At 40.9% G+C, this 22,164-nt stretch carries 16 protein-coding genes; 4 read left to right on the top strand and 12 right to left on the bottom strand.

All coding sequences use genetic code 11. The annotated features are described in order from the left end of the window. Window positions 1-40: 40 nt before the first annotated feature. From CWC02_RS07205 to CWC02_RS07230, 6 genes are all read right to left on the bottom strand, one after another. Entirely contained in the window at window positions 41-1,444 is a 1,404-nt protein-coding gene (locus CWC02_RS07205) for an efflux transporter outer membrane subunit (protein WP_138617323.1), read from the bottom strand. Next, a complete protein-coding gene (locus CWC02_RS07210; protein ID WP_054552175.1) occupies window positions 1,444-4,575 on the bottom strand; it encodes an efflux RND transporter permease subunit in 3,132 nt (1,043 codons plus the stop codon). The genes CWC02_RS07205 and CWC02_RS07210 overlap by 1 nt, the downstream gene beginning before the upstream one ends. 12 nt (window positions 4,576-4,587) lie before the next feature. Then, window positions 4,588-5,751, bottom strand: a complete 1,164-nt coding sequence (locus tag CWC02_RS07215) for an efflux RND transporter periplasmic adaptor subunit (RefSeq protein ID WP_138617325.1) — start codon at window positions 5,749-5,751, stop codon at window positions 4,588-4,590. 213 nt (window positions 5,752-5,964) lie between these two features. After that, the gene (locus tag CWC02_RS07220) at window positions 5,965-7,053 is read right to left on the bottom strand and encodes a 6-phosphofructokinase (RefSeq protein WP_138617327.1); all 1,089 of its coding nucleotides are present in this window, start codon (window positions 7,051-7,053) and stop codon (window positions 5,965-5,967) included. Window positions 7,054-7,124: 71 nt separating this feature from the next. Further along, window positions 7,125-7,538, bottom strand: a complete 414-nt coding sequence (locus CWC02_RS07225) for a hypothetical protein (RefSeq protein WP_138617330.1) — start codon at window positions 7,536-7,538, stop codon at window positions 7,125-7,127. A gap of 87 nt (window positions 7,539-7,625) precedes the next feature. Beyond that, window positions 7,626-9,320, bottom strand: coding sequence for a cyanophycinase (locus CWC02_RS07230; protein ID WP_138617332.1), 1,695 nt, complete (start codon window positions 9,318-9,320; stop codon window positions 7,626-7,628). A 343-nt stretch (window positions 9,321-9,663) separates the two neighbouring features. Here CWC02_RS07230 and CWC02_RS07235 point away from each other — a divergent pair, with 343 nt between their 5' ends. From CWC02_RS07235 to iadA, 3 genes are all read left to right on the top strand, one after another. Continuing rightward, complete coding sequence (locus CWC02_RS07235) at window positions 9,664-12,591, top strand: TonB-dependent receptor domain-containing protein (RefSeq protein WP_138617334.1); 2,928 nt, start codon at window positions 9,664-9,666, stop codon at window positions 12,589-12,591. A gap of 142 nt (window positions 12,592-12,733) precedes the next feature. After that, window positions 12,734-14,143: a putative basic amino acid antiporter YfcC gene (gene yfcC / locus CWC02_RS07240; RefSeq protein WP_054552170.1), complete on the top strand. Its 1,410-nt coding sequence runs from the start codon at window positions 12,734-12,736 to the stop codon at window positions 14,141-14,143. An 11-nt stretch (window positions 14,144-14,154) separates the two neighbouring features. After that, on the top strand, window positions 14,155-15,321 hold the full coding sequence (iadA, locus tag CWC02_RS07245; RefSeq protein WP_138617336.1) for a beta-aspartyl-peptidase: 1,167 nt from the start codon (window positions 14,155-14,157) through the stop codon (window positions 15,319-15,321). Window positions 15,322-15,336: 15 nt separating this feature from the next. On the opposite strand, the gene paeA is transcribed toward iadA, so the two are convergent. From paeA to CWC02_RS07265, 4 genes are all read right to left on the bottom strand, one after another. Further along, a complete protein-coding gene (gene paeA / locus CWC02_RS07250) occupies window positions 15,337-16,623 on the bottom strand; it encodes a polyamine export protein PaeA (RefSeq protein WP_054552168.1) in 1,287 nt (428 codons plus the stop codon). 138 nt (window positions 16,624-16,761) lie between these two features. Next, entirely contained in the window at window positions 16,762-17,454 is a 693-nt protein-coding gene (locus CWC02_RS07255; RefSeq protein ID WP_138617338.1) for a substrate-binding periplasmic protein, read from the bottom strand. Between the two features lie 125 nt (window positions 17,455-17,579). Further along, on the bottom strand, window positions 17,580-18,689 hold the full coding sequence (locus CWC02_RS07260) for an arginase family protein (RefSeq protein ID WP_138617340.1): 1,110 nt from the start codon (window positions 18,687-18,689) through the stop codon (window positions 17,580-17,582). Window positions 18,690-18,978: 289 nt separating this feature from the next. Next, a complete protein-coding gene (locus tag CWC02_RS07265; RefSeq protein WP_054552165.1) occupies window positions 18,979-19,758 on the bottom strand; it encodes a DUF2189 domain-containing protein in 780 nt (259 codons plus the stop codon). Between the two features lie 145 nt (window positions 19,759-19,903). On the opposite strand from CWC02_RS07265, the gene udp reads away from it, so the two are divergent. Then, window positions 19,904-20,659: a uridine phosphorylase gene (gene udp, locus CWC02_RS07270; RefSeq protein ID WP_054552164.1), complete on the top strand. Its 756-nt coding sequence runs from the start codon at window positions 19,904-19,906 to the stop codon at window positions 20,657-20,659. Here udp and cdd read toward each other — a convergent pair. Together cdd and CWC02_RS07280 are read right to left on the bottom strand one after the other, a co-directional pair. Continuing rightward, window positions 20,656-21,588: a cytidine deaminase gene (gene cdd, locus CWC02_RS07275; RefSeq protein WP_138617342.1), complete on the bottom strand. Its 933-nt coding sequence runs from the start codon at window positions 21,586-21,588 to the stop codon at window positions 20,656-20,658. The two genes, udp and cdd, sit on opposite strands and share 4 nt — an antisense overlap. A 165-nt stretch (window positions 21,589-21,753) precedes the next feature. Beyond that, on the bottom strand, window positions 21,754-22,122 hold the full coding sequence (locus CWC02_RS07280; protein WP_054552162.1) for a hypothetical protein: 369 nt from the start codon (window positions 22,120-22,122) through the stop codon (window positions 21,754-21,756). Window positions 22,123-22,164 lie beyond the last annotated feature (42 nt).

A 22,164-nucleotide genomic window follows, 5' to 3' on the forward strand; every position in this document is an offset into this window, starting at 1 on the left:
AGATCCTGCAAAACCTTAAATAAATTATGCTTTTGCTGATTTATTGCACAGTACTTTGTGCATTCCAGCCGCCGCCCAGTGCTTTATACAAATTAATTTGGCTCGCCAAATACGCTTGCTTACCCAAAATTAACTGTTGTCCTGCACTGTACCAATTTCGTTGTGCATCCAATACTTGCAAGTAGCTGTCTGCGCCTTTTTGAAAACGCGCATCCGATAAAGTAAAAGATAGCTCATTACTTTGGTACAAATCATTCAGGGCATCTAGCTGGTGCATATAACCTTCACGGTCAGCAAGGGCATCAGAGACTTCTTTAAATGCCTGTTGAATGGTTTGCTCGTAACTGGTTATTGCCATTTCTTGCTGTGCTTTTGCAACATCGAGATTAGCTTGATTACGACCCATATTAAAAATAGGCAAGTTTACTGAAGGTACAAAACTCCAAGTACCTGAACCTGAATCAAAAAGATTACTCAAGTCAGCAGAAGCTGTACCCGCATTCGCGGTTAAACTGATGCTTGGATAGAATGCCGCTTTTGCCACACCAATATTTGCATTGGCTGCCAATAAATCATGCTCTGCAGCTTTGATATCAGGTCGCTGAGTAAGAAGCTCTGACGGTAACCCTACTGGCACATCCGGTAAACTCAGTACATCATCAATATTTTGTGATGGTAATAAATCCGCAGTGACGGTTTTACCCACTAAAAAATCGAGAGCATTTTTATCGCGCTTTAATAAACGCTGATAGTTTGCGATATCAACTTTCGCGGTTGCTACTGTGCTTTCAAGTTGCGATAGCGTTAACTGAGAGGCAGCACCCAGAGCAAATGTTTTACGGGTTAGCTCTAAAGACTCCTGCTGAGACTTTAAAGTCTCGTTTGCTAAAGCCAATAGCTCTTTGTCAGTCGCATAGTTAAGCCATGCATTCACTAATTCAGAAATCAAACTAATGCGTACACTGGTTAAACTGTATTCTGCAGAATACAGGTTTTGCAAAGCTTGCTCTGATTGGTTGCGGACTTTGCCCCAAAGATCAATCTCATAAGCGGTTAAGCCAACAGTTGCTGAATAGTTTTCAGAGATAGTAGCTTGACCAGTACCAGATAAATCTGCTGGAAGACGCTGACGAGTACCCGATGCATTGAGATCAATGCTTGGGTAAAGTGCAGAATCTTCAATCTGATACATTGCTCTAACCTGCTGCACATTCAGTGCAGCAGTTTTAATATCTTTGTTGTTTTCAAGCGTTAGCGCAATCAACTGTTGAAGTTGCGCATTACTGAAAAATGACTGCCAATTGAGCGCATTGATATCGCCCGCTGTACCTTGGATATCATAGTTTTGAGCAACAGGTAATTCACGTTGCTCCATATCTGGCGCCATATTACAGGCAGATAACATAAGTGCAGCAACAGACACTGAGATAAGTTTAGCTTTCATTATGCCTGCTCCTCATTAGTTGATTTTGTTTTGCCGGGGAATACTCGGCGCACCAGTACAAAGAACAGCGGCACAAAGATTACCACAATAGTCGATGACGCAAGCGTACCGCCAATAACAGCAATACCGAGTGCGTTTTGTGCACCTGAGCCTGCACTTGATGCAATTGCCAGTGGTAGTACACCACACACAAATGCCATTGATGTCATAAAGATTGGACGTAAACGAAGGCGAATAGCTGCTACCGCGGCATCGACAAGTTTCATACCTTCATCCATTTTATGAATTGCAAACTCTACAATTAAGATGGCATTTTTTGATGCCAGACCTATGGTGGTTAATAGACCCACTTGGAGATAAATATCGTTAGATAAATTAAATACAAATGACGCAATCGACGCACCAAAGACTCCAAGCGGTACAATAAGCATTACCGCTGCAGGAACTGACCAGCTCTCATATAACGCCGCTAAACATAGGAATACAACCAACAATGAAAGTGCATACAGTAATGGCGCTTGACCACCACTTAAACGTTCTTCATATGAAATACCTGTCCATTCGAACGATACACCCGGTGGTAACTTCTTAACTATTTTCTCAACTTCAGCCATCGCTTGACCCGTACTGTAGCCTGGAGCAGCAGCACCTTGGATTTCCATCGCTGAGAAGCCGTTATAACGCTCAAGACGCGGTGAGCCATAAGTCCAATAAGAATGAGCAAAGGCAGTAAATGGCACCATGTCACCATTATTGTTACGTACATACCACTCATCTAGGTCTTCTGGCACCATGCGTGATTCTGGCGTACCTTGTAAGTACACTTTTTTCACACGACCACGGTCAATAAAGTCATTTACATAGCTACTACCCCAAGCCGTTGATAACGTATTATTGATATCTGCTTGCGTTAGGCCTAATGCTTCGGCTTTTGCTAAATCAATATCAAGCTCAAGCTCTGGCTTATCTTCTTGACCATTCGGGCGCACACCTGATAACACCGGGTTTTGTGCAGCCATACCTAAAAACATGTTGCGTGCTTCAAGTAGTTTTTCGTGACCTAGACCAACCCTATCTTGTAAGAACAAGGTGAAACCGTTTGCAGTACCAAGCTCAACAACCGCAGGAGGTGGGAAAGCAAACACGAATGCTTCTTTAATGGTTGAGAAGTACCCCATGGCTTTACCTGCAACCGCACCGACGGTTAGATCAGGGCGTTGACGCTCATCCCAGTGTTTTAAACCCACAAAGCCGATTGCCGCGTTTTGACCAGAACCTGCAAAGCTAAAGCCTGTTACCGTAAAGATAGATTTTACCGCTTCTGATTGTTCTTCTAAGAAGTGATGTTCCATCTTTTCAACAACTTTTAACGTTTGCTCTGTTGTCGCACCGGCAGGTAAGCTGACTTGGTTAAATAAAATACCTTGGTCTTCATCTGGTAAGAATGCCGATGGTAATTGTGAGAAAATAAACACCATGCCACCCACGATTAAACCGTAAATAAGTAAATAGCGTTTACTGTGCTTGATCATGCGAGACACAAAACCTTGTGTACCCGAGTTCGTTCTGTCAAAACCTCGGTTAAAGCCAAGGAAGAAACGACCAAATAAAGATTTATCGTTATGTACATGACTTGGTTTTAGCATAGTCGCACATAAAGCTGGCGTTAAAATCAATGCAACCAACACTGATAAACTCATCGCAGTTACCAAGGTAATTGAGAACTGGCGATAAATAACCCCTGTTGAGCCAGGGAAGAACGCCATAGGCACGAATACTGCCGAAAGCACCATCGCAATACCAACAAGGGCACCTTTAATTTCATCCATTGATTTACGTGTTGCTTCAAGAGGAGATAAGTTCTCTTCAGTCATAACACGTTCAACGTTTTCAACCACGACGATTGCATCATCTACCAGTAGACCGATTGCAAGTACCATCGCAAACATGGTTAGGGTATTAATTGAGAAGCCAAACACTTGCAAGATAGCAAACGTACCAAGCAATACAACAGGTACTGCAATAGTCGGAATAAGTGTTGCTCTGAAGTTCTGTAAGAATAAGTACATGACCAAGAACACCAGCACAACAGCTTCGATTAGAGTGCTTACTACTTTCTCAATTGAAAGTGATACGAATGGCGTCGTATCGTAAGGAACAACCGTTGTTAAACCTTCAGGGAAGAAAGGCTCAAGTTCAGCAAGAGCGGCTTTTACGCCATCTGCTGTATCAAGTGCATTAGCACCACTGGCAAGCTTAACACCTAAACCTGATGCCGGTTTGCCGTTAAAACGCGCAACAACACCGTAATTTTCACCACCTAATTCAACATCAGCAACGTCACTTAAACGAACAACTGAACCATCAGCATTGGTTTTTACAAAAATATTTCTAAATTGCTCAGGTGTTTGTAAGCGGCTTTGTGCAGTTACCGTTGCATTTAATTGCTGACCACTCACCGCTGGCAACGCACCTAATTGACCTGCTGACACCTGCGCATTTTGAGCACTGATTGCAGCACTAATATCAGCAGGAGTTAACGAGTATTTAAGTAACTTTGCTGGGTCTAACCAAATACGCATTGCATATTGAGAGCCAAACAGCTGTACTTCACCTACACCGTTTACACGCGAAATAATATCAAGCACGTTTGATGAAACATAATCACCGATATCGATGTTGTTCATACTACCGTCTTCAGATACAAAGCCTACAACCATTAAGAAGTTACGAGCCGATTTTGCAACCGAGACACCCTGACGTTGTACTTCTTCTGGTAATAACGGTGTTGCAAGCGACAATTTGTTTTGTACTTGAACCTGTGCGATATCCGGGTCTGTATCTGCACTAAAGGTTAAGGTTAATGTCGCAGAGCCGTTAGACTCAGAGGTTGAAGACATGTAGAGCAAGCCATCTAGCCCTTTCATTTTTTGTTCAATAACCTGTGTAACCGTATCTTCTAGAGTACGGGCCGACGCACCAGGGTATGTGGCTTGAATACTAATTGCAGGTGGTGCAATTGATGGATACTGCGCAACCGGCAAACTTCTAATTGCTAAGATACCTGCCAGCATCACAACGATAGCAAGTACCCATGCAAATATGGGCCGATCAATAAAAAATCGTGACATTAAGTTTCTCCGTTACTGGCTGTTTGCTGCTGATTCTGCAGGCATTGCATTGACTAGTGCACCTGGGCGGATTTTCTGTAAACCTTCAACAATTAACTTATCGCCACTGTTTAGGCCGTCTGTCACTAACCAATTTGAGCCAACAGTACGATCAGTTTTAAGCACACGTGCTTCTACGGTATTGTCTTTACTTACAACCATGGCAGTAGGTTCACCTTTGGTGTTTCTGCTTACGCCACGCTGTGGTGCTAAAATCGCATCACTTTTAACACCTTCAACAATCACTGCACGAACATACATACCAGGCAGCAGTAATTTTTCAGGGTTAGGAAATTCAGCACGTAAGGTTACTGAGCCTGTGCTTGGATCAACAGTCACTTCAGAGAATTGCAATGTACCTTTATGTTGATAAGTACTACCGTCTTCCATCTTTAATTCAACTTTTGAATGTAAAGCGGCATCTTTATCAAGCTCACCCGCAGCAATGGCTTTTTTCAAACGTGTTAGTTCACTGCTTGACTGAGTTAAATCAACATAAATTGGGTCTAATTGAGTAATGGTTGCTAATGCTGTTGCTTGATTAGCACTCACAAGGGCACCGGCAGTGACATCTGATTTACCAATTTGGCCACTAATTGGCGCTAACACTTTGCTGTAGTTTAAATTGATTTCAGCGGTTTTAAGCTGCGCTTGAGCCGTTAGTAAATCAGCTTTTGCACCTTTGTATGCTGCATCAGCTTCGTCGTAATCTTGTTGGCTTACAGCTTTGATACTTAATAGCTCTTTATAGCGTTCTGCTTTTGCCTTGGCATTAGCAATACTGGCTTGAGCTTTAGTAATAGCGGCTTTACTAGTTGCTACTTCAGCTTCAAATGTGGATGGGTCAATCTGATATAAAGCTTGGCCTTTTTCAACCTCAGCACCTTCAACGAACATACGTGATTGAATAATACCGTTAACCTGCGGACGAATTTGCGCAATACGTGAAGCAGCCACACGACCTGGCAATTCTTTAGTTAGCGTAAGTGGTTTGCTTTGCATCTCAATAACGCCAACAGGAACAGCTTGCGCTGCCTGCGTTTGCCCTTGAGCCGATTCTGATTGGCCGCAGCCTGATAATAAAACAGCACCAGCCAAAGCTGACACTGCAAAAAATGGAATGCGAGAGCGCTGCATGTGTAGTTCCTTAGTTTAGAGTGAACGATCATTCTAAACCAAAAAAGGCACAGATCAACCATCTTTAAAGAACTTTACATTAAATAAAATGCTTGCTTTAACGCATGAATTTTGTGCAATACATAAATTGCGCATTGAATTATTACGAACGTAACTGAGAAAGTTGTTTTAAAACTATTAGTTATGCGAATTGAAGTTATATCAATTCGCAGATTATTCGCCTAAACACATGCCCATTGCGCGGGCACTTGTTATTAAAGGATGTTCTAGAGGGATGACACGATATTCAGAAGTTGCTTCTTTTAAACTGATTGGTTTAATTTCACCGTCTTTACTGACAGGAATAAAACCAAACTGGCCTCTCTTAACAAGTTCGAATGCTTGCACCCCAAACTCTGCTGCAAGCACCCTATCAAACGCATTAGGTGTGCCACCACGTTGAATATGCCCTAATACGGTTACTCTTACATCAAGGTCAAGCGCTACACGTATTTGTGAAGCAAGCTGCTCAGCAATACCACCTAGTACAGGGTTTTCGTAACCGAGTTCATTTGATTGTTTACTAACAACACCACCAGCAACAGGTTTAGCTCCTTCTGAAATGACAATATTGGCAAATCCGTGGCCTTTATCAAAACGTGATGTTAGTTTGGCTTTAATCGCTTCAATATCGTAAGGAATTTCTGGAATAAGTGCGACTTCTGCGCCAGCTGCAATGGCTGAATGCAAACAAATCCAGCCTGCATCGCGCCCCATTACTTCTGTTACAATCACTCGGTTATGACTTTGCGCTGTTGGTATTAATCGATCAATTGCTTCGGTGGCGGTGTCGACAGCAGTCTGAAAACCAATTGTGTAATCAGTGCCATATAAATCATTATCAATGGTTTTTGGTACGCCTACGATATTTAAGCCATGCTCAAATAAATGCTGAGATACCCTATGCGAACCATCACCACCAATATTTATAACGGCATCAAACCCAAGTTGCTTAATAATACTGATTAACTCATCAGAGCGGTCAATAAACACTTGTTCGCCTGCTATTTCAGCAGGAAAAGCGGTTGGATTCCCTTTATTAACAGTTTCGAGAATTGTTCCACCACGAACATGAATACCCGCCACCACTTCACTAGTTAAGTGTATAATATCATTTGGCTTTTCAAGCACACCACCGTAAGCTCTTCGGCTACCATACACCTGCCAATTGCCATCATGTTCGGCTGCTTTAACCACCGCTCTGATCACCCCATTAAGCCCAGGGCAATCACCCCCACTTGTTAATAGCAGTAATTTTTTCATTGTGTTATCAACTTGGTTCACTGATTAATTACAGATTAGCTTATATGTTGAACTTTCGCGTATGACTTACATCAACTAAAGTTCGGTTTCTTATGAGTAGAAAAAAGCGCAACAAAAAGCACTAGTAATACATACTTAGGCAGACTAGTCAGTAAAGTGGTGTTATCAATATTTGCAGAAAAGCTGTTAACAGCAAAATATAAATGCAGCGCTAAAAATGGTGTCAGCAATATAAAGTATGAATACGCTTTATCTCTAAGGTACAGGGACTTACTAATGAGTAAAAATACTAAAAGTAACGCTAACAAAGGAAGGCCTAAAGTAACGATATCAACCATTGATAAAGCAAAGTTAGGTGACAAGTCATAAAGGGCTGAAAGTACTTCGGTTGGAATCGCAATCGCCGAGCCATAACCTATGACTGGTATAGATAAATAGGCAAATAAACAGCCAAAAATAAATAAAAGTAGTACATTATATTTCATAACCCCATTCCATGGTTTGTTCATTATTAGTCTTACGCTAACTAATAATGAACAAATAATCCACTACTTTTTCAGTACCTTACACCCTTAAAATGTCTTAACTTTAAAGGCTAGGTTTTCTACCGCACAGCCTGTACTACTGGTGTTTACACGGTAATAATGAGTATTGTCAGTGGCATTTAAATCCAATAAAAACTCATCATGCTGAGCGACTGCTTGTTGCTCTTGTGTTAAGCACATAGCTTGTACAAGCGAACGTAATTTAGCATCTGAAAATATAGTGCCGAAACGCTGCATCGGCAGTGGCGGAATTTTAATACTAGGGAGCGCATTATCTACAGTTCGTTTAGCTAGAGTAAAACCATCCTTTGTTACATCAATAACTGCACCAGCAGGCCAATAACTGATTGCGCCGCTGTTTTTAGCATCTGATTGAACATGCACGACACCGCTTTTACCAATCACCGTCATTAGTGCAGTTTCACCAGATCGAATTGATACAAGGGCGGTGGTCTCATCAATGCCAAAACCATGCTGTTGCCCGGTATCTGCCAGTAATCTTGCCAAACGCATTGTTCTGTTGCGCTCGCTAAAGTGTGTATCAAGAACACCATAAGTAAAGCTGCCAAGCCCACCTTGTTTTTCATAGGTAAGACTATCAGCCGAAAGCTTATCACCGCATTCATTTTCACAGCGCTCACTTGGCGGTGATACCGCAAACGAGCCTTCTCTCATTGCCGCTAAACTTGTACCATTTGAAATCATCGGCACTGTGCCATAGGCATTTTTACCACCACTTTGCACCGCTGTACCTGCGCTTGTGCCAACAAGTAATGGTCTTTGTAAAATTGTCTGAGTCCAAGGATATTGCTTACCGTTATCATCAAACAGTACTTTTCTGGTTAAACTCTGATCGCCACCGTTAAACATAATACCCGTCGCGTTTTTAATCAGCTTAACTAAATGATCGACCCCTTTATCACAAAGCGCTTTTTCGGCCTTGATTCGATCAGGGTAAATAGTCTCACGATTAAAAACGCCCATAGACTCTGTACGTAAAGATTCCAAACTCTCACATTGCTTACTAGTAATCGCAATTGCTAAGGCGGGTGTTAGAGGTAACCAGCTTGATTCAACACCAGTAAAGTTTAATAACCCTTCATAAAAGTCAGCTGATTCATATGGATCTCTGCTTGATGCAGTAACCGCTAAAATTGTTGGTGATTCGGTGGTTGTTTTTAATGAAGCAGCAACAAAGTCTAAAATATCATTGGCTGCATGTTCGTTATTATCGCTTGTACTTACCAACTCTTTTTGGCGGGTCGAATCTGTATTTGATACAGCCACTTCAAGTGAGTCTATGACAAAGTTGTATTCTGAATCAGTGAGTTCGTTTAGTAACTTGTTATCTAAATCACGCCATGCCCATAAAATATCACTTTTAGTGATCACACCTGACCTTTGACGTGCAATCTGTGCTAATACCTTGAGCGTTTGCAGACGATTTTTTTTATTCTTGGTTGGCCAATTTGTCTTTATTGCAGATAAAGCATCATTATTTAATCGATATTGATTAGTCTGTTTACCACTAATCTGTTTGTTCGAGAGGCAATTTTTAGGGCTCATACTTGAACAGGTGGTCAAAGATCCGCCGACTAAAACTAGCGTTTGCTGTTGATCATTTGCATAGACTTTGCTGCCAAATGATGCGAAAAACAAACTAAATACCAAAGAAAAAGCTGAAGTTTGATATTTAGTCTTTTGCTCCTTAAGGATGTTCATATTGTTACACTCTTGTAAAAAAATATTAGAAAATTGCTTGCGCAGCTTTTTGTTGCTTGCTATAAAAAAAAGGAACATTTAAAAACGCGAGTAAGCTAGCACTGTATCGCTAGCTTTGTCAAAAGACCTTACGGATTGGAATTATGTTGAAAAACGCATTATCGCTTTGCACATATTTCTACTCTCCACACTACCTTTCGGAGTGGTTTGACGAGTAGCCACACCTCACTTCCTGTGAGGGGCTAGTTGTGTCTATAACCCACTGCCCTGTCTAAAAAATTATAACAATTATTCAAAACGTCACGGTTTTGCCGTGTGTTTTTTAAGACAAAGGTAAATCAATATGTTTCGTCAGTTATCAATTGCTGTAGCAATCAGTGCTGTGCTGTGCCCAGTACACGCTGTGTATGCTCAAAACGACCAACAATCAGAAAAAATTGAACGAGTAGAAGTAACAGGATCACGAATTAAAGGGGTTGATTTAGAAGGAACCATCCCGCTTACCGTGCTTGACCAAGATGCAATCAAGCGCTCAGGAGCGAACACTATTCATGAATTATTAAAAGATTTATCGGTTTTTAAAGGCGGTTCCGGTACCTTTTCAACATCTGAAAGTGGTGGTACATCAACCTCAACGCCAGCGGGTCAATCCGCTGCAAGCCTCCGAGGTATGGGCCCCTCAGCCACATTAACACTCATTAATGGTAGGCGCGTAGCACCAAGCTCGTTTGCAGCAGGCACTGAAAACTTTGTTGATGTAAATTCAATTCCGCTTGCTGCAATCGAGCGCATTGATATTTTAGCCACTGGCGCATCAGCAATTTATGGAGCTGATGCGGTAGCCGGTGTTATTAACTATATTCTCAAAGATGACTATCAAGGAGCTGAAGTAAACACTTCTTACACCAATAGCTTTGACAGTCATGACGAAGCTAAGAAGCAACTTAACTTAGTCTACGGAACCAATATCGGTGAAAGTAACTTAACGGTATTTGCTGATATTTACGACCGCAATGCCTTTAAAGCGACCGACAGAAGTTATACCGCAACGCCTAATCTAGTAAATGGTTACTCATATTTACCGAAACTTGAGAACTCACCAAACATTTATTACTTCAGTAGCCGAGATGGCAATGAACTACCAGCGCCAAACTGTAAAACAGAGCTTGTCACGACTGAGTATGGTGAGCAAATTTGTGCTTACTATGCAAACCAAGATGATTACCTAGAAACCCCATTTGAAAGCCTTTCAACTGGCTTTATGTTTAACAGCACCTTAGGTGATTTAGATTGGCATACCGATTTCTTCTATAGCCAAACTAAATCAAAAGCCTATTCATCACCTGCACCAATCAATCAAATAAACGACGATGATGGTCCGTTTATCATAGAAGATGCGCTATTCATTTATGATAACGCTGATGGCAGTAACGACTTAATGGACCAGCTTTATATTGATCCATTTACCACTCAAGCGGGTCGAGAAGTGTATGGCTTTGCATTTGATGCACGCTTTAATTCACCACGAACTGTTGAAGTTGAAACTAAAAACTTTCGATTAGTCAGTAGCCTAGCCGGTTACATTGGGGATTGGAGTTGGGAGTCTGGTGTAACATTTTCTCGTTCTAAGTCAGAGCAAGAAGCGATTGATGGTATTTACAACCGCTACCAATTTCATGCTGCAATCACTGGTGAATTATGCTCCGACGGATCATTAGCTACATTTGATGGAACTCATCTCAATTGTGCGCAAGGTCAGTTAATGCCATTCTACAACCCTTTTTTACAGGGTGATGCTAATAATGATTCGGTGCTTGAGCTTGCAAAAGCAAACCCAAGTAGAAGTGGTGAAAGTACAGTCTACGGATGGGATTTAAACTTTAATGGCGATTTATTTACATTTAATGAGTTACCCATATATGCTGCATTTGGTATTGAAGCTCGCCGAGAAGAGTTAAAAGATATTCCGTCATTAGACTCACAAGCGCGTGCTGAAAATGGTTATTTAGTCGATGTTTTTGGTTTTGGCTCGAGCTTATCAGAAGCAGACCGTACGCAGTACGCTGCATTTGTAGAGTTGAATATGCCAGTTACTGAGCAGCTAGAACTGCAAATTGCTGGTCGTTACGATCATTACGATGACTTTGGTGGAACGTTTAACCCTAAAGTGGGTTTAAGCTACCGCCCTTCAGATTCTCTAATTATTAGGAGCTCTTGGTCAACGTCGTTTAGAGCACCTTCATTAACTCAAGCTGGCGTAAAATTACGTACCACACAATCAAGCTTTGATTGCGGCGCAAATCAGGCTGTTGCAGATTTATACTGTATGGGTGATGGTACTGAAGTCAGTGTTAACAGCCTAGAACTTGGTAATCAAGCACTCAAAGCCGAGGAGTCTGAAGCGCTCAGCATTGGCTTTGCATGGAGTCCATCTGTAAATACCAATCTAACCGTCGATTATTGGCATTTTGATCATGAACAAGTCATCGATACCAATATGACTGCCGTGCTTGATAGAGCAATTACGGACGCGTCTCTTCGTCACTGTGGCTTAGTACCACAAGGACAACAAGGTATTTCGTACGAGCAGCAGCTGTGTGAAGTAACCGATAATGCAGGCCTTAATATCGAAAGTGATGGCGCTAATCTTTCAGAGATCCTAACAAACTATATTAGTGAATTTAATCCGCGAGAAGATGAGCTATTCCTGCCACTATTTAGAGACCATGTTATTCCACTGGAAAATACCGGCACACAAACCTTAGCGGGTATCGACTTTAAGTTCGATCATCGTTTTCTTTTTGCACAAGGTAACTTAACGCTCGCTTTTGATGGTACACACTATTTAGAGTTTGAGAGAAATAAACCCGGTTCAGATGCAATCGAAAAGCTAATCGGCACTTATCGCTACCCTGAAAATGTTGGCAGATTCTCTATCGATTGGGATGCCGAGAGTTATTACATAAATCTAGGTGCCAATTATACCAGTAGCTATGAGGATGATATTGAAGGGCTTCGTGGCCGTGAAATAGACGAGCTAGAAGAACTTGGCGAGCTTAATGATGAGTTAAAGCGTGATGTTGATGACTGGCTAGTATGGGATTTATCAGCCGGATATTTTATCAATGATGCATTATCAATCCGTGCTCGTATCGATAATATCTTCAATAAAGAACCGCCTAAACTATATGGTTCAAGTCGAGGTTTTGATTCTATAAACCATAATGCTTATGGCAGTCGCTATACGTTAAGTTTGAGCTATCGCTTTTAGCAAGGTATGGGCGGCTTAATCGTCGCCCACACTTTTGAGCTTACGTTATCTTAAACTGACGACTCTCAGTATTAATCTTTCTTAGCAAGGGCTACAATACCTTGCTTATCTTATAAACGTCGAATGACATTTAAGTGACTTTATGAAAAACAAACAGTTTGCGATGCCAGATGCGAGCATCATTTTGTTGTGCGTCGCAGTTATCGCCTATTTTGCCAGCCTATTTATAACCCCCGGTGTATTTAATGCCGAAAAAGATAGCCATAGTGTTGAATTATCACAATATCAAACAGCCTCAGATCATACCCCGCCAGCATTATTTGCAGAAGGTGGTGAAATTGGCCTCGCTAATGTCTTATTTGAAGGATTAGTGTCAGGTGATAAGTATGGCGCAGCGATTGGTGTGATGGCGTTTATTTTAATCACTGGCGGTGCGTTTGGGATTATCTTAAAAACCGGTGCGGTAAATAACGGCATCATGGCACTGATCAATAAAACACAACATATTGAGTGGGTATTCATTCCTCTCTTGTTCGTGCTTTTCTCTTTAGGTGGTGCGGTTTTCGGCATGGGTGAGGAAGCCATTGCCTTTTGTATTGTGTTATTCCCAATTATGAAACAACTTGGCTATGACGCAAAAGTAACGGTATTAACAACCTATGTTGCTACACAAATTGGCTTTGCCACCTCATGGATGAACCCGTTTAGCATTGCCATAGCTCAGTCTATAGCTGAAATTCCCGTTTTTTCTGGCGCAGGGTTCAGAATGGTTGCTTGGCTTGTTTTTACTTCATTTGGCCTTGTATTCACTATTCGCTATGCCAACTCTATCAGAGCCACTAAACAACAATCTAACCAACACCAAGACAGTGCAATAAATTTAGATAACGCAGATAAACTAATCTTACTTACTTTTATTGCTGGCATTGTTTGGGTTATTTGGGGCGTGATGGCTAGGCAGTATTATATTCCTGAATTAGCAGCGCAATTCTTTTGCCTAGGGATTGCTTGTGCTGTAATCGCCAGCCTATTTAAAAAACAAACTGCCAATGAAAGCGCAAACGCATTTAAAGAAGGTGCTCAAGAGCTCCTACCTGCAGCGCTTTTAGTTGCTCTGGCAAAAGGCGTTATTTTAATACTTGGCGGTAGTGACTTAACCTCGCCTTCAACTCTAAATACCTTGCTGTACTACAGTGCCACCAGCATTTCAGTTGTACCCGACTATATTGCGGCTTGGGGCATGCTATTATTTCAAAGTGTATTTAACTTCTTTGTTTCGTCAGGCTCTGGACAAGCAGCCATAACGATGCCGCTAATGTCACCGCTCGGTGATTTATTAAATATCTCACGTCAAATTGTGGTGTTAGCATTTCAGTTGGGTGATGGTTTAACCAATATTTTTATTCCGACTTCTGCTAGTCTCATTGGCTGTTTAGGTATTGTTAAATTAGATTGGAGTGAATGGGCACGTTTTATTTGGCGCTTCACTTTAGCTTTGTTTGGCCTTGCTAGCTGCTTTATTTTTCTCGCACACTTTATTAACTATCAGTAAAAGATTTAATTATGTTAACACTTATAAAAGGCGCAGACGTTTTCGCCCCCTCACCTTTAGGCACTCAAGATGTTCTTATTGCTGGCGGAAAAATAGTTGATATACAGCCTGAAATCACCATCGATACTTATCAGAGAATTACCACAGTCGATGGCACACATTGTATTTTGGTCCCGGGGTTTGTCGATTCACTCGTACATATAACTGGCGGTGGCGGCGAAGCTGGATTCGCAAGTAGAACACCAGAAATGAACCTGACTGATGCAACATTGCATGGCACAACAACCGTTATTGCAGCCCTTGGCACTGACTCAAGTAGTCGAACTCATAGTAACCTGATTGCTAAAGCAAAAGAGCTGAAAGAGCTTGGGCTCAACGTGTTTTGTCATTCGGGCTCATATCATTTACCTGCGAAAACACTGACAGGCTCAGTCACCAGCGATTTAATGTACATTGATGAGTTTATTGGTGTGGGTGAAGTTGCTATATCTGATCATCGTAGTAGCCAACCCACGGTGCAACAGCTGACAGAGCTTGCCGCTGAGGCAAAAGTGGCAGGCATGTTAAGTGGTAAAAAAGGCACTGTCAGCATTCATGTTGGCCCTGTTGATACACATTTATCGTTATTACATGAGGTTGATAAGCTAACCGATATTTCACTGGCACAATTTTACCCAACTCACATGAATCGAAATATCGACTTACTTAATGCTGGGGTAGAGTTTTGTAAAGCCGGTGGCACTATCGATTTTACAACAAGTACAACCGAGTATGACCTTGCTCATGGTGAATACTCTGCCGCACACGCACTCGCTTATTGCCTAGAGAATAAGGTCGACCCAACAAAGCTCACTATGAGCTCTGATGGCCATGCAAGTCTCCCTATTTTTGACAAAAGCTATAATCTGCTTGGCCTTGAAGTCGGTAAAGAGTCTACATTGCATGGTTCGTTTGTAGAAGCAGTGCAAAAATATAATGTTTCGATTGAACACGCTTTAATGGCGATTACATCAAACCCTGCACAGATACTGGGTATCAATAAAGGTGTCATTAAACAAAATGCAGATGCCGATCTTGTGCTACTTAATAAAACAACGCTTGCGCCAACAGAATGCTGGTCAAAGGGTATTCATATGGTAAGCAAAGGTAACGCCCTTGTGAAAGGCGCCTTTGAGTAAGGCCGCATCGGCGGCCTAAACAGTATCCGAAATGCGAGTAACGAGTAGTTGCTCGACTTTCACTCCTTCAACATCGACAACTTCAAACTTATAGCCACCAAAATTGATAAACTCAGCGCGTTTAGGCAGGCGTTTCATGGTGTAGATCAAAAACCCTGCGACTGTTTCGTAATGAGATTGCTCAGGAAACTCTTCAATTTCAAGTACCTTAGCAAGCTCAACCACAGGTGTTAAACCATCGACCAGCCAAGATGAATTATCACGTTGAATAATTAACTCTTCGCCTTGATGGCTAATTAAATCCCCCATAAAGCCTTTCATTAAATCTTTGACAGTGACAATACCTACCATGAGTGCATACTCGTTAACCACAACGGCAAATGGTTCAGCCGCTTTTTTGAATGTGTTTAAAGCTTCAGACAAACTCAATGTTTCTGGAAGATAAAAAATATCTTGGCTTATCAATTCATTATCAATTTCGGCGCTTTGCCCTTTAAGTACTTTGCGCAAAATATCTTTTGATTCAACTGAACCTATTAATTTATCTAAATTACCATCACAGACTAAAAAGTGGTTATGTGGGTGTTCGATAATTTTGGTCGCCACTTCTTGAGCATCTGCTTTAACATCAAAATAGACAATTTGATCACGTGGGGTCATTACACTCGATAAAAAACGCGCTTCTAAATCGAATACATTGCCAATTAACTCATATTCTTGTTGCTGTAAGCTACCGTACTCTGCCCCTGCATCCATCATCGCCACAATGTCTTCTGTCGTAACAATGTCTTCTCGTTCAGCGGGTACTTTAAACGCGCGCAAAATCAGGTTGGTAATTCCATTAAAGAAAACGACAAAGGGTGTTAGCGCAAAAGTTACCCAGCGCATTATAGAAACCACATTAACTGCAACGGCTTCCGGCATAATCATCGCTAACCGTTTAGGTAATAAGTCAGCAAATAGAATAAACAAAGAGGTAATACTCAAAAACGAAATCAAAAAGCTGATTTGGCTTAGTAAAGGTCCTTGGTAAATCATACCTAAGATTTGTTCGATATAAGGCGATAATGCTTGCTCACCAACAATACCACCCAAAATGGCAATTGCATTCAGGGCAATTTGTATCATGGCAAAGAAAGCACCAGGTTGCTCTTGCAACGCCAGCACCGCTTGGGCTTTAGAACTCCCCTCGTCCACCATTACTCGTAATTTAATCTTGCGTGATGCTGCTATTGCAATTTCGCTCATAGCAAACAACGCACTGATCAGAATTAAAATAATAATAATGAGTAAGTCACTCATTGTAACTCCTAACATTTAAACGCATTCAGAGTGTTGAATGCAAACAACTTTTTGCTCGTTTTGCTAGCTAGAGTTTGGCGAGAATGGACAAAAAGCAGCTGATTATAGCCGCTTTATTACAATCAACAAGTGCTATTTTTAATCGTAATCAGCAAAGGCTTTACTTAACTTCTCAAGCCATGCAGTGTTCATATTTTTATTACAAGCAAAATATAAGTCAGGATTAACAACAGGAATACTAAACACTGGTTTTAGTGAGTTGAGTGTAGAGTCTTTTTGTAATTCAAAATCAAATTGTTGATCACTTAAAACGACTAAATCTATGCTCGTTCGACGACTTTTTAACACATCATAAATATTGTCAAAACTATCAAGTAATATCAGCTGATTTGTTTCATCAAAGCCATGTTCTTTTAAGAAAATATGAGAGTAATTATCTTTTAGCACCGCAATACGGTATTGCTTAGCTTGTTGTAAATTACTAATTGAAATTTGCTGAAAATTAAACGAATAAAATGAAGCAGAGAAACGTCCAAGTTTTGACAACCAGATAAAATCACGCTCCCTAGCAGGTAATCTAGCTATTGAGAATATACATGTATTTTCATCTCTAAGAGCCGCATTGTAAGAAACAGACCAAGGGTTCACAGAAATTTCATAGTTGATGTTACTTTGCTTGAGCGATGTTAGTACTTTATCAACTACAGTCCCCACTAACTCACCATTCTCATCTTGATACTGTAACTGCGGTAAATTTTCAGTGACCACTGTAATTGCAGAGAATACAGGTAGAGACACTAGTAAATAAAGTAAGATAAAGAGCTTATGCATAGTCGCTATACCGGAAATTATAATTATTTTTTATACAAATATAGCGCGAGGTGATGAAATTTGAAATGTAAAATAGAAATAAACAATTAGCGGAAACTAAGTTTCCGCTAATCTTGCAAAATGAATTACTTATTCATTGCACCAATCAAAAATGCAGAGATTTTAGCACCTTCTCTGAGTGTCGTTTCAGAACTTGTTTGGCCGATTAGTGAGCTGTCGGTGAATGGCGCGATTTCCATCATATCAGCACCTGTAATTGGGAACTCGTCAGCCAATGCAACAAGAATGTCTAATGCATGCTGAGGTGTTAAGCCACCGGCTTCTGGTGTTCCTGTCGCTGAAGCAAAGCTTTCATCAAGCGCATCAATATCAAAGCTCACATAAAGCTCATCAACATTATCTGCTTTGAGCTGTGCAATCACTTCATCAGCAACTGCTTTAGAGCCACGTTCGATAATTTCGTGGGCCCAATGTTGTTTAACACCAAACGTGTCTTCCCAATGTTGCTTAGGCTTACCACTAGAGCGGATACCAAATTGAATTAGGTTACGTGGCGCTGGTAAGTACTCAAGAATATGTGTACACCAAGAACCAAAGCATAAATCAATACCAAGACGCTCTACTAATAAATCTGTATGAGCATCAAAGTGAATGATTGCAGTGCGTTTGCCAGCATCACGTTTTGCTTTTAAGTAAGCTTTAGTTAGCGGGTAGCTAATTGAGTGGTCGCCACCGATACCAAAAATACCCTTATCAGGGTAGTTCGCATAAAAGCCGTCACAGACATCTTCTGTGATAGACAAAGGTGATACATGGTATTCACTGTTTTCATCAGCATATAACGCTTTTTGGCAGTTTGTGATGGTCGCATCGTTTAGGTATTTATCATGCAGTAAATGTGGGATCACACGCACATCACCTAAATCAAAAGCGCGTGCTTGCGGTTGTTGATCAATCAAGGTAGAACGTAAAAAAAGAGGTCCCCAGTTAGCACCACGTAATATACCACCGCCGCAGTCAGAGCTAATACCTAAAATAACGGCTTTGTGCTCAGACTCTGCCAATGTTTCAAGTGACTCTTTCCAAAGCACATCAACATTGTCTGTTTGACCGTATAATTTAGTACGCAGCGCATCTTTACGCTCTTTTGCTGTATTTACTGTAAATACACCATCGCCAGGAGGACAAAGACACTGACTTAGTTTTTCGTGGAATGCTTTTTGTGTGTTACTCATCTCTACTCCGCTGATCATTGTCTGCATATTCATGCGTAAACAAAAAACTTACGCAATCAGGTTTGTGTATAGTTAAGATTTTTAAGACTCAAGAATCACTTGCTCAACCGAATCTATAACTCACTGATATTGAAAGATTATATTTTTAATGCAGAAAAATTTAAACTGCTCTAGTCAAATAAGAGCGCTGTATTTTGGCAGGTATAACATGCGCGAAAAGAAAGTCAAATTTTGCGGCAACCGAGTCGATTGCCGCTATAGATTTATATTCAAACGAAGTGAATACTCATTATTCGTAGCCTCTTGGCTTCTTGGTTTTGATAACAGCAATGTATGCATGCCAACTGGCGTAGCTTAATAAAGGCATAATCACAATAAACCCAGCAGTGCCTGTAATAAAACCAACAAACACTAAACAGAGTATTATCCCAGCCCAAACAACCATGGCAGCAAAATTGGTTTTAACCGCGTTCATCGAAGAAATTACCGCAGTCATGATATCAACTCGGCGCTCCATCATAATTTGCGGGGTAAACGCAGAGATAGCAAATACAGTGACAAGTAAAATACCACCAACAATACTACCGAGCGTTAAAAACGCCGATAATTGCTCAAAACTTGGATTGACAACATTCGGATATAGGGCGTGGATGAGCGCAGCTAAACGCATCCAAACAATCATAATCACCATTAGTAACACCGCAAAGCCCCATTCACCTGCTGGGTTTCTAAACATAGATTTAAGGCTATGCATTAGAGTAGGTTTATGGCCTTTTTCAAGCTCCCACGCCACATCATAAAGGCCAGCAGCAAAGGCAGGGCCTATTAATGCAAAGCCAACCACAGCAGGCAAAATAACTAAGTGCGTATCAAACTGATATACAAAATACATAATTGTCGCTGGTATCAAGGTAAATACTAATCCGTAGACAAGACTCAGTATTGGCGCATTAGCGATGTCCTTAAATGCAAGTGCTAACCAATGAAACGGTGCAGATGCAGATATTTGAGAGCTCTCTAAACAACGAGCAAATTCGTGATTTTTGTTCATAGAAGATGATGCTGGCATAATGTATCCTCATTAAAGGTGACATCTTTAGGTTTAGGTTAACTGTGCAATTCTTGCAACATTGTTAAGTTAATCGGACATCTGTCCTGTACTTTAAACACATATGATTAAAGTATTACGCTTTAGACAAAAATAAGGTTTAATAATGGAAAAGGTATTTCACTTAGGGATCACACGTGACGACTTAAAAGGGGCAACTCTTGCTATCGTACCTGGCGATCCTGACCGCTCAGCACGCATTTCTACGCTTCTTGATAACCCTGAATGCTTAGCGAAGACTCGTGAATTTCATGTTTACCGTGGTGAGCTAAACGGCCACAGTGTTGTCGTTTGTTCAACCGGTATTGGCGGCCCATCTACTTCAATTGCTGTTGAAGAGCTTGCCCAACTTGGTATTGATACCTTTTTGCGAATTGGCACGACCGGTGCTATTCAGCCGCACATCAATGAAGGCGACATTTTAATTAGCCAAGCATCTGTTCGATTAGATGGCGCAAGCCAGCATTTTGCACCACTAAGCTACCCTGCTGTGTCTGACTTTTTTGCTACACAAGCAATGGTCAATGCATGTGATAAATTAGGAATTAATTTCCACATTGGTATTACTGCATCAAGTGACACATTCTACCCAGGTCAAGAGCGTTACGATACTTATTCAGGTTATGTTCCGCGCTCATTCCAAGGCAGCTGTGAAGAGTGGCAAAAACTAGGTGTGATGAACTACGAGATGGAATCAGCAACACTATTTACTATGTGTGCTGCCCTTGGCTTACGCGCAGCATGTGTTGCAGGTGTTTTAGTAAATCGTACTAAACAAGAGATTCCGAATGTTGACCACGGCGAGATTGAGAAAAAATCAGTCGCCGTCGTCATTGAAGCTGCAAAACTATTGCTTAATTAAGCGTTACTTAATTTCGCAATATAGTGCTCAAATGCTGGTGGGTTTGCAAAGCTTGCCAGCACAGATTTAGCCACCTCATATTGATTTTCTGCCCCTTGTGTTTCTAACAAGGTTATCGACTTAACTGTTTTATCATCAAAGCTTAAACCCGCAAGATAAAACTGACTCAATGCACTTTGTAATGGCGAAAGGCTTGGACTATAGGCAGCATTTTCGGCATAGCTTCCGTAAAAATCCCCTTCGGTAAATGTACTTAATTTAACAGCACTAAAATTACCTGTGTATGGCACATATGCATTGAGTGCTAATTGAATAAGTTTTGCGTCATCAATGGTAAGGTCGGCAAATTGTTTATCACTTTGCTTATGCGAAAATAAACACGCATCATTACCTAAATCTTTCGGGCCAAATGAATAAGGTAATAACTCATGAAGGTTAAAGTCACGCTCTGGCAATAAAATCTCAAGTGAGTCTGCAGTACTCAATTCATTCATAAATTGACGGCAATAGCCACAAGGAGCGTCACTGATTGCAATTCTTTGTACTGCTTGCGCGCCATTAAGCCATGCATTATTAATCGCTGATTGCTCAGCATGAACGACTAAACTCAAGGCTTGATGAGAAAACTCAACATTAGCGCCAAAATAGAAATTTGTTTCGCCTTGCTCATTTAACCCAACTGCAATAGCGCCCACGTAGAATTTAGAAATAGGCGCCACAGAAAATAAACTTGCAACGGGTACACAGGCTTTTAGTAACTCAATTTGGCTAACTTGAAACTGCTGACAAAGAGAAGAAATATCAGATTGAGATAAGATGCCACGTTGCTGTTTAAGCTGGGCAAAAAGAGAATTTTTTTGTTGATCATTGAAGCTAAACGGCTCTGAATTTTGAGCTAGTTTGCTTGCATCTATCCTAGTTGCTGTCATAACAAATTATAATTATTAATTGGCTAAACAGTTTAAAAGGTTACGTAATGAATTGCTAGGTTTTGGCGGTAAACATCAAGGTAAATCGCACAATAAAAGCTAAAAATTAGCGGTATTTGTAAGCCCAGATATACACAACAAAATAGCGATGACTAGCTCGACCAATTATTGACGAACCAGCCAATTTTTTGCTTTGTTAAAACATTCAAAGTTTTCAGCTTGTAAGTTATAGCGCTTTGCTTTTTGCATAAATAAGTCGTGCATAAAACCATCAAAACTTACGACAATTGCCACAACAGCTTCTTTCAAAGAGTTTGCCACTGCCGGCATAATTGTGAATAAATCAGCAGGTGCGAAATTGTGCGTCAACTCAGACACGTCAACGAGTATTTTATCTGACCCATATAATACTGAGTATTGTTGGGCGATTTGGTAAAAGTTAATCACATCCTGTGCGCTTGCCGTCCCTCTTAACGTCATCATAACTAACGACGTAGATGCATCATAGGTAATGCAAGTAGACACGTTTGACATAAAATACTCTTAAACTGCGTGAGTGGTTAGGGGTTAACTCTA

The organism is Pseudoalteromonas sp. S2721 (assembly GCF_005887425.1).
GTDB classification, from domain to species: Bacteria; Pseudomonadota; Gammaproteobacteria; order Enterobacterales; family Alteromonadaceae; genus Pseudoalteromonas; species Pseudoalteromonas simplex.

What these genes read in the sequence shown, in the direction of transcription:
- CWC02_RS07280 (WP_054552162.1), bottom strand. Translation starts at nt 22,122, where the DNA reads ATGTCAAACGTGTCTACTTGCATTACCTATGATGCATCTACGTCGTTA.
- udp (WP_054552164.1), top strand. Translation starts at nt 19,904, where the DNA reads ATGGAAAAGGTATTTCACTTAGGGATCACACGTGACGACTTAAAAGGG.
- CWC02_RS07225 (WP_138617330.1), bottom strand. Translation starts at nt 7,538, where the DNA reads ATGAAATATAATGTACTACTTTTATTTATTTTTGGCTGTTTATTTGCC.
- CWC02_RS07260 (WP_138617340.1), bottom strand. Translation starts at nt 18,689, where the DNA reads ATGAGTAACACACAAAAAGCATTCCACGAAAAACTAAGTCAGTGTCTT.
- CWC02_RS07205 (WP_138617323.1), bottom strand. Translation starts at nt 1,444, where the DNA reads ATGAAAGCTAAACTTATCTCAGTGTCTGTTGCTGCACTTATGTTATCT.
- CWC02_RS07220 (WP_138617327.1), bottom strand. Translation starts at nt 7,053, where the DNA reads ATGAAAAAATTACTGCTATTAACAAGTGGGGGTGATTGCCCTGGGCTT.
- paeA (WP_054552168.1), bottom strand. Translation starts at nt 16,623, where the DNA reads ATGAGTGACTTACTCATTATTATTATTTTAATTCTGATCAGTGCGTTG.
- cdd (WP_138617342.1), bottom strand. Translation starts at nt 21,588, where the DNA reads ATGACAGCAACTAGGATAGATGCAAGCAAACTAGCTCAAAATTCAGAG.
- iadA (WP_138617336.1), top strand. Translation starts at nt 14,155, where the DNA reads ATGTTAACACTTATAAAAGGCGCAGACGTTTTCGCCCCCTCACCTTTA.
- CWC02_RS07265 (WP_054552165.1), bottom strand. Translation starts at nt 19,758, where the DNA reads ATGCCAGCATCATCTTCTATGAACAAAAATCACGAATTTGCTCGTTGT.
- CWC02_RS07235 (WP_138617334.1), top strand. Translation starts at nt 9,664, where the DNA reads ATGTTTCGTCAGTTATCAATTGCTGTAGCAATCAGTGCTGTGCTGTGC.
- CWC02_RS07215 (WP_138617325.1), bottom strand. Translation starts at nt 5,751, where the DNA reads ATGCAGCGCTCTCGCATTCCATTTTTTGCAGTGTCAGCTTTGGCTGGT.
- CWC02_RS07210 (WP_054552175.1), bottom strand. Translation starts at nt 4,575, where the DNA reads ATGTCACGATTTTTTATTGATCGGCCCATATTTGCATGGGTACTTGCT.
- CWC02_RS07230 (WP_138617332.1), bottom strand. Translation starts at nt 9,320, where the DNA reads ATGAACATCCTTAAGGAGCAAAAGACTAAATATCAAACTTCAGCTTTT.
- CWC02_RS07255 (WP_138617338.1), bottom strand. Translation starts at nt 17,454, where the DNA reads ATGCATAAGCTCTTTATCTTACTTTATTTACTAGTGTCTCTACCTGTA.
- yfcC (WP_054552170.1), top strand. Translation starts at nt 12,734, where the DNA reads ATGAAAAACAAACAGTTTGCGATGCCAGATGCGAGCATCATTTTGTTG.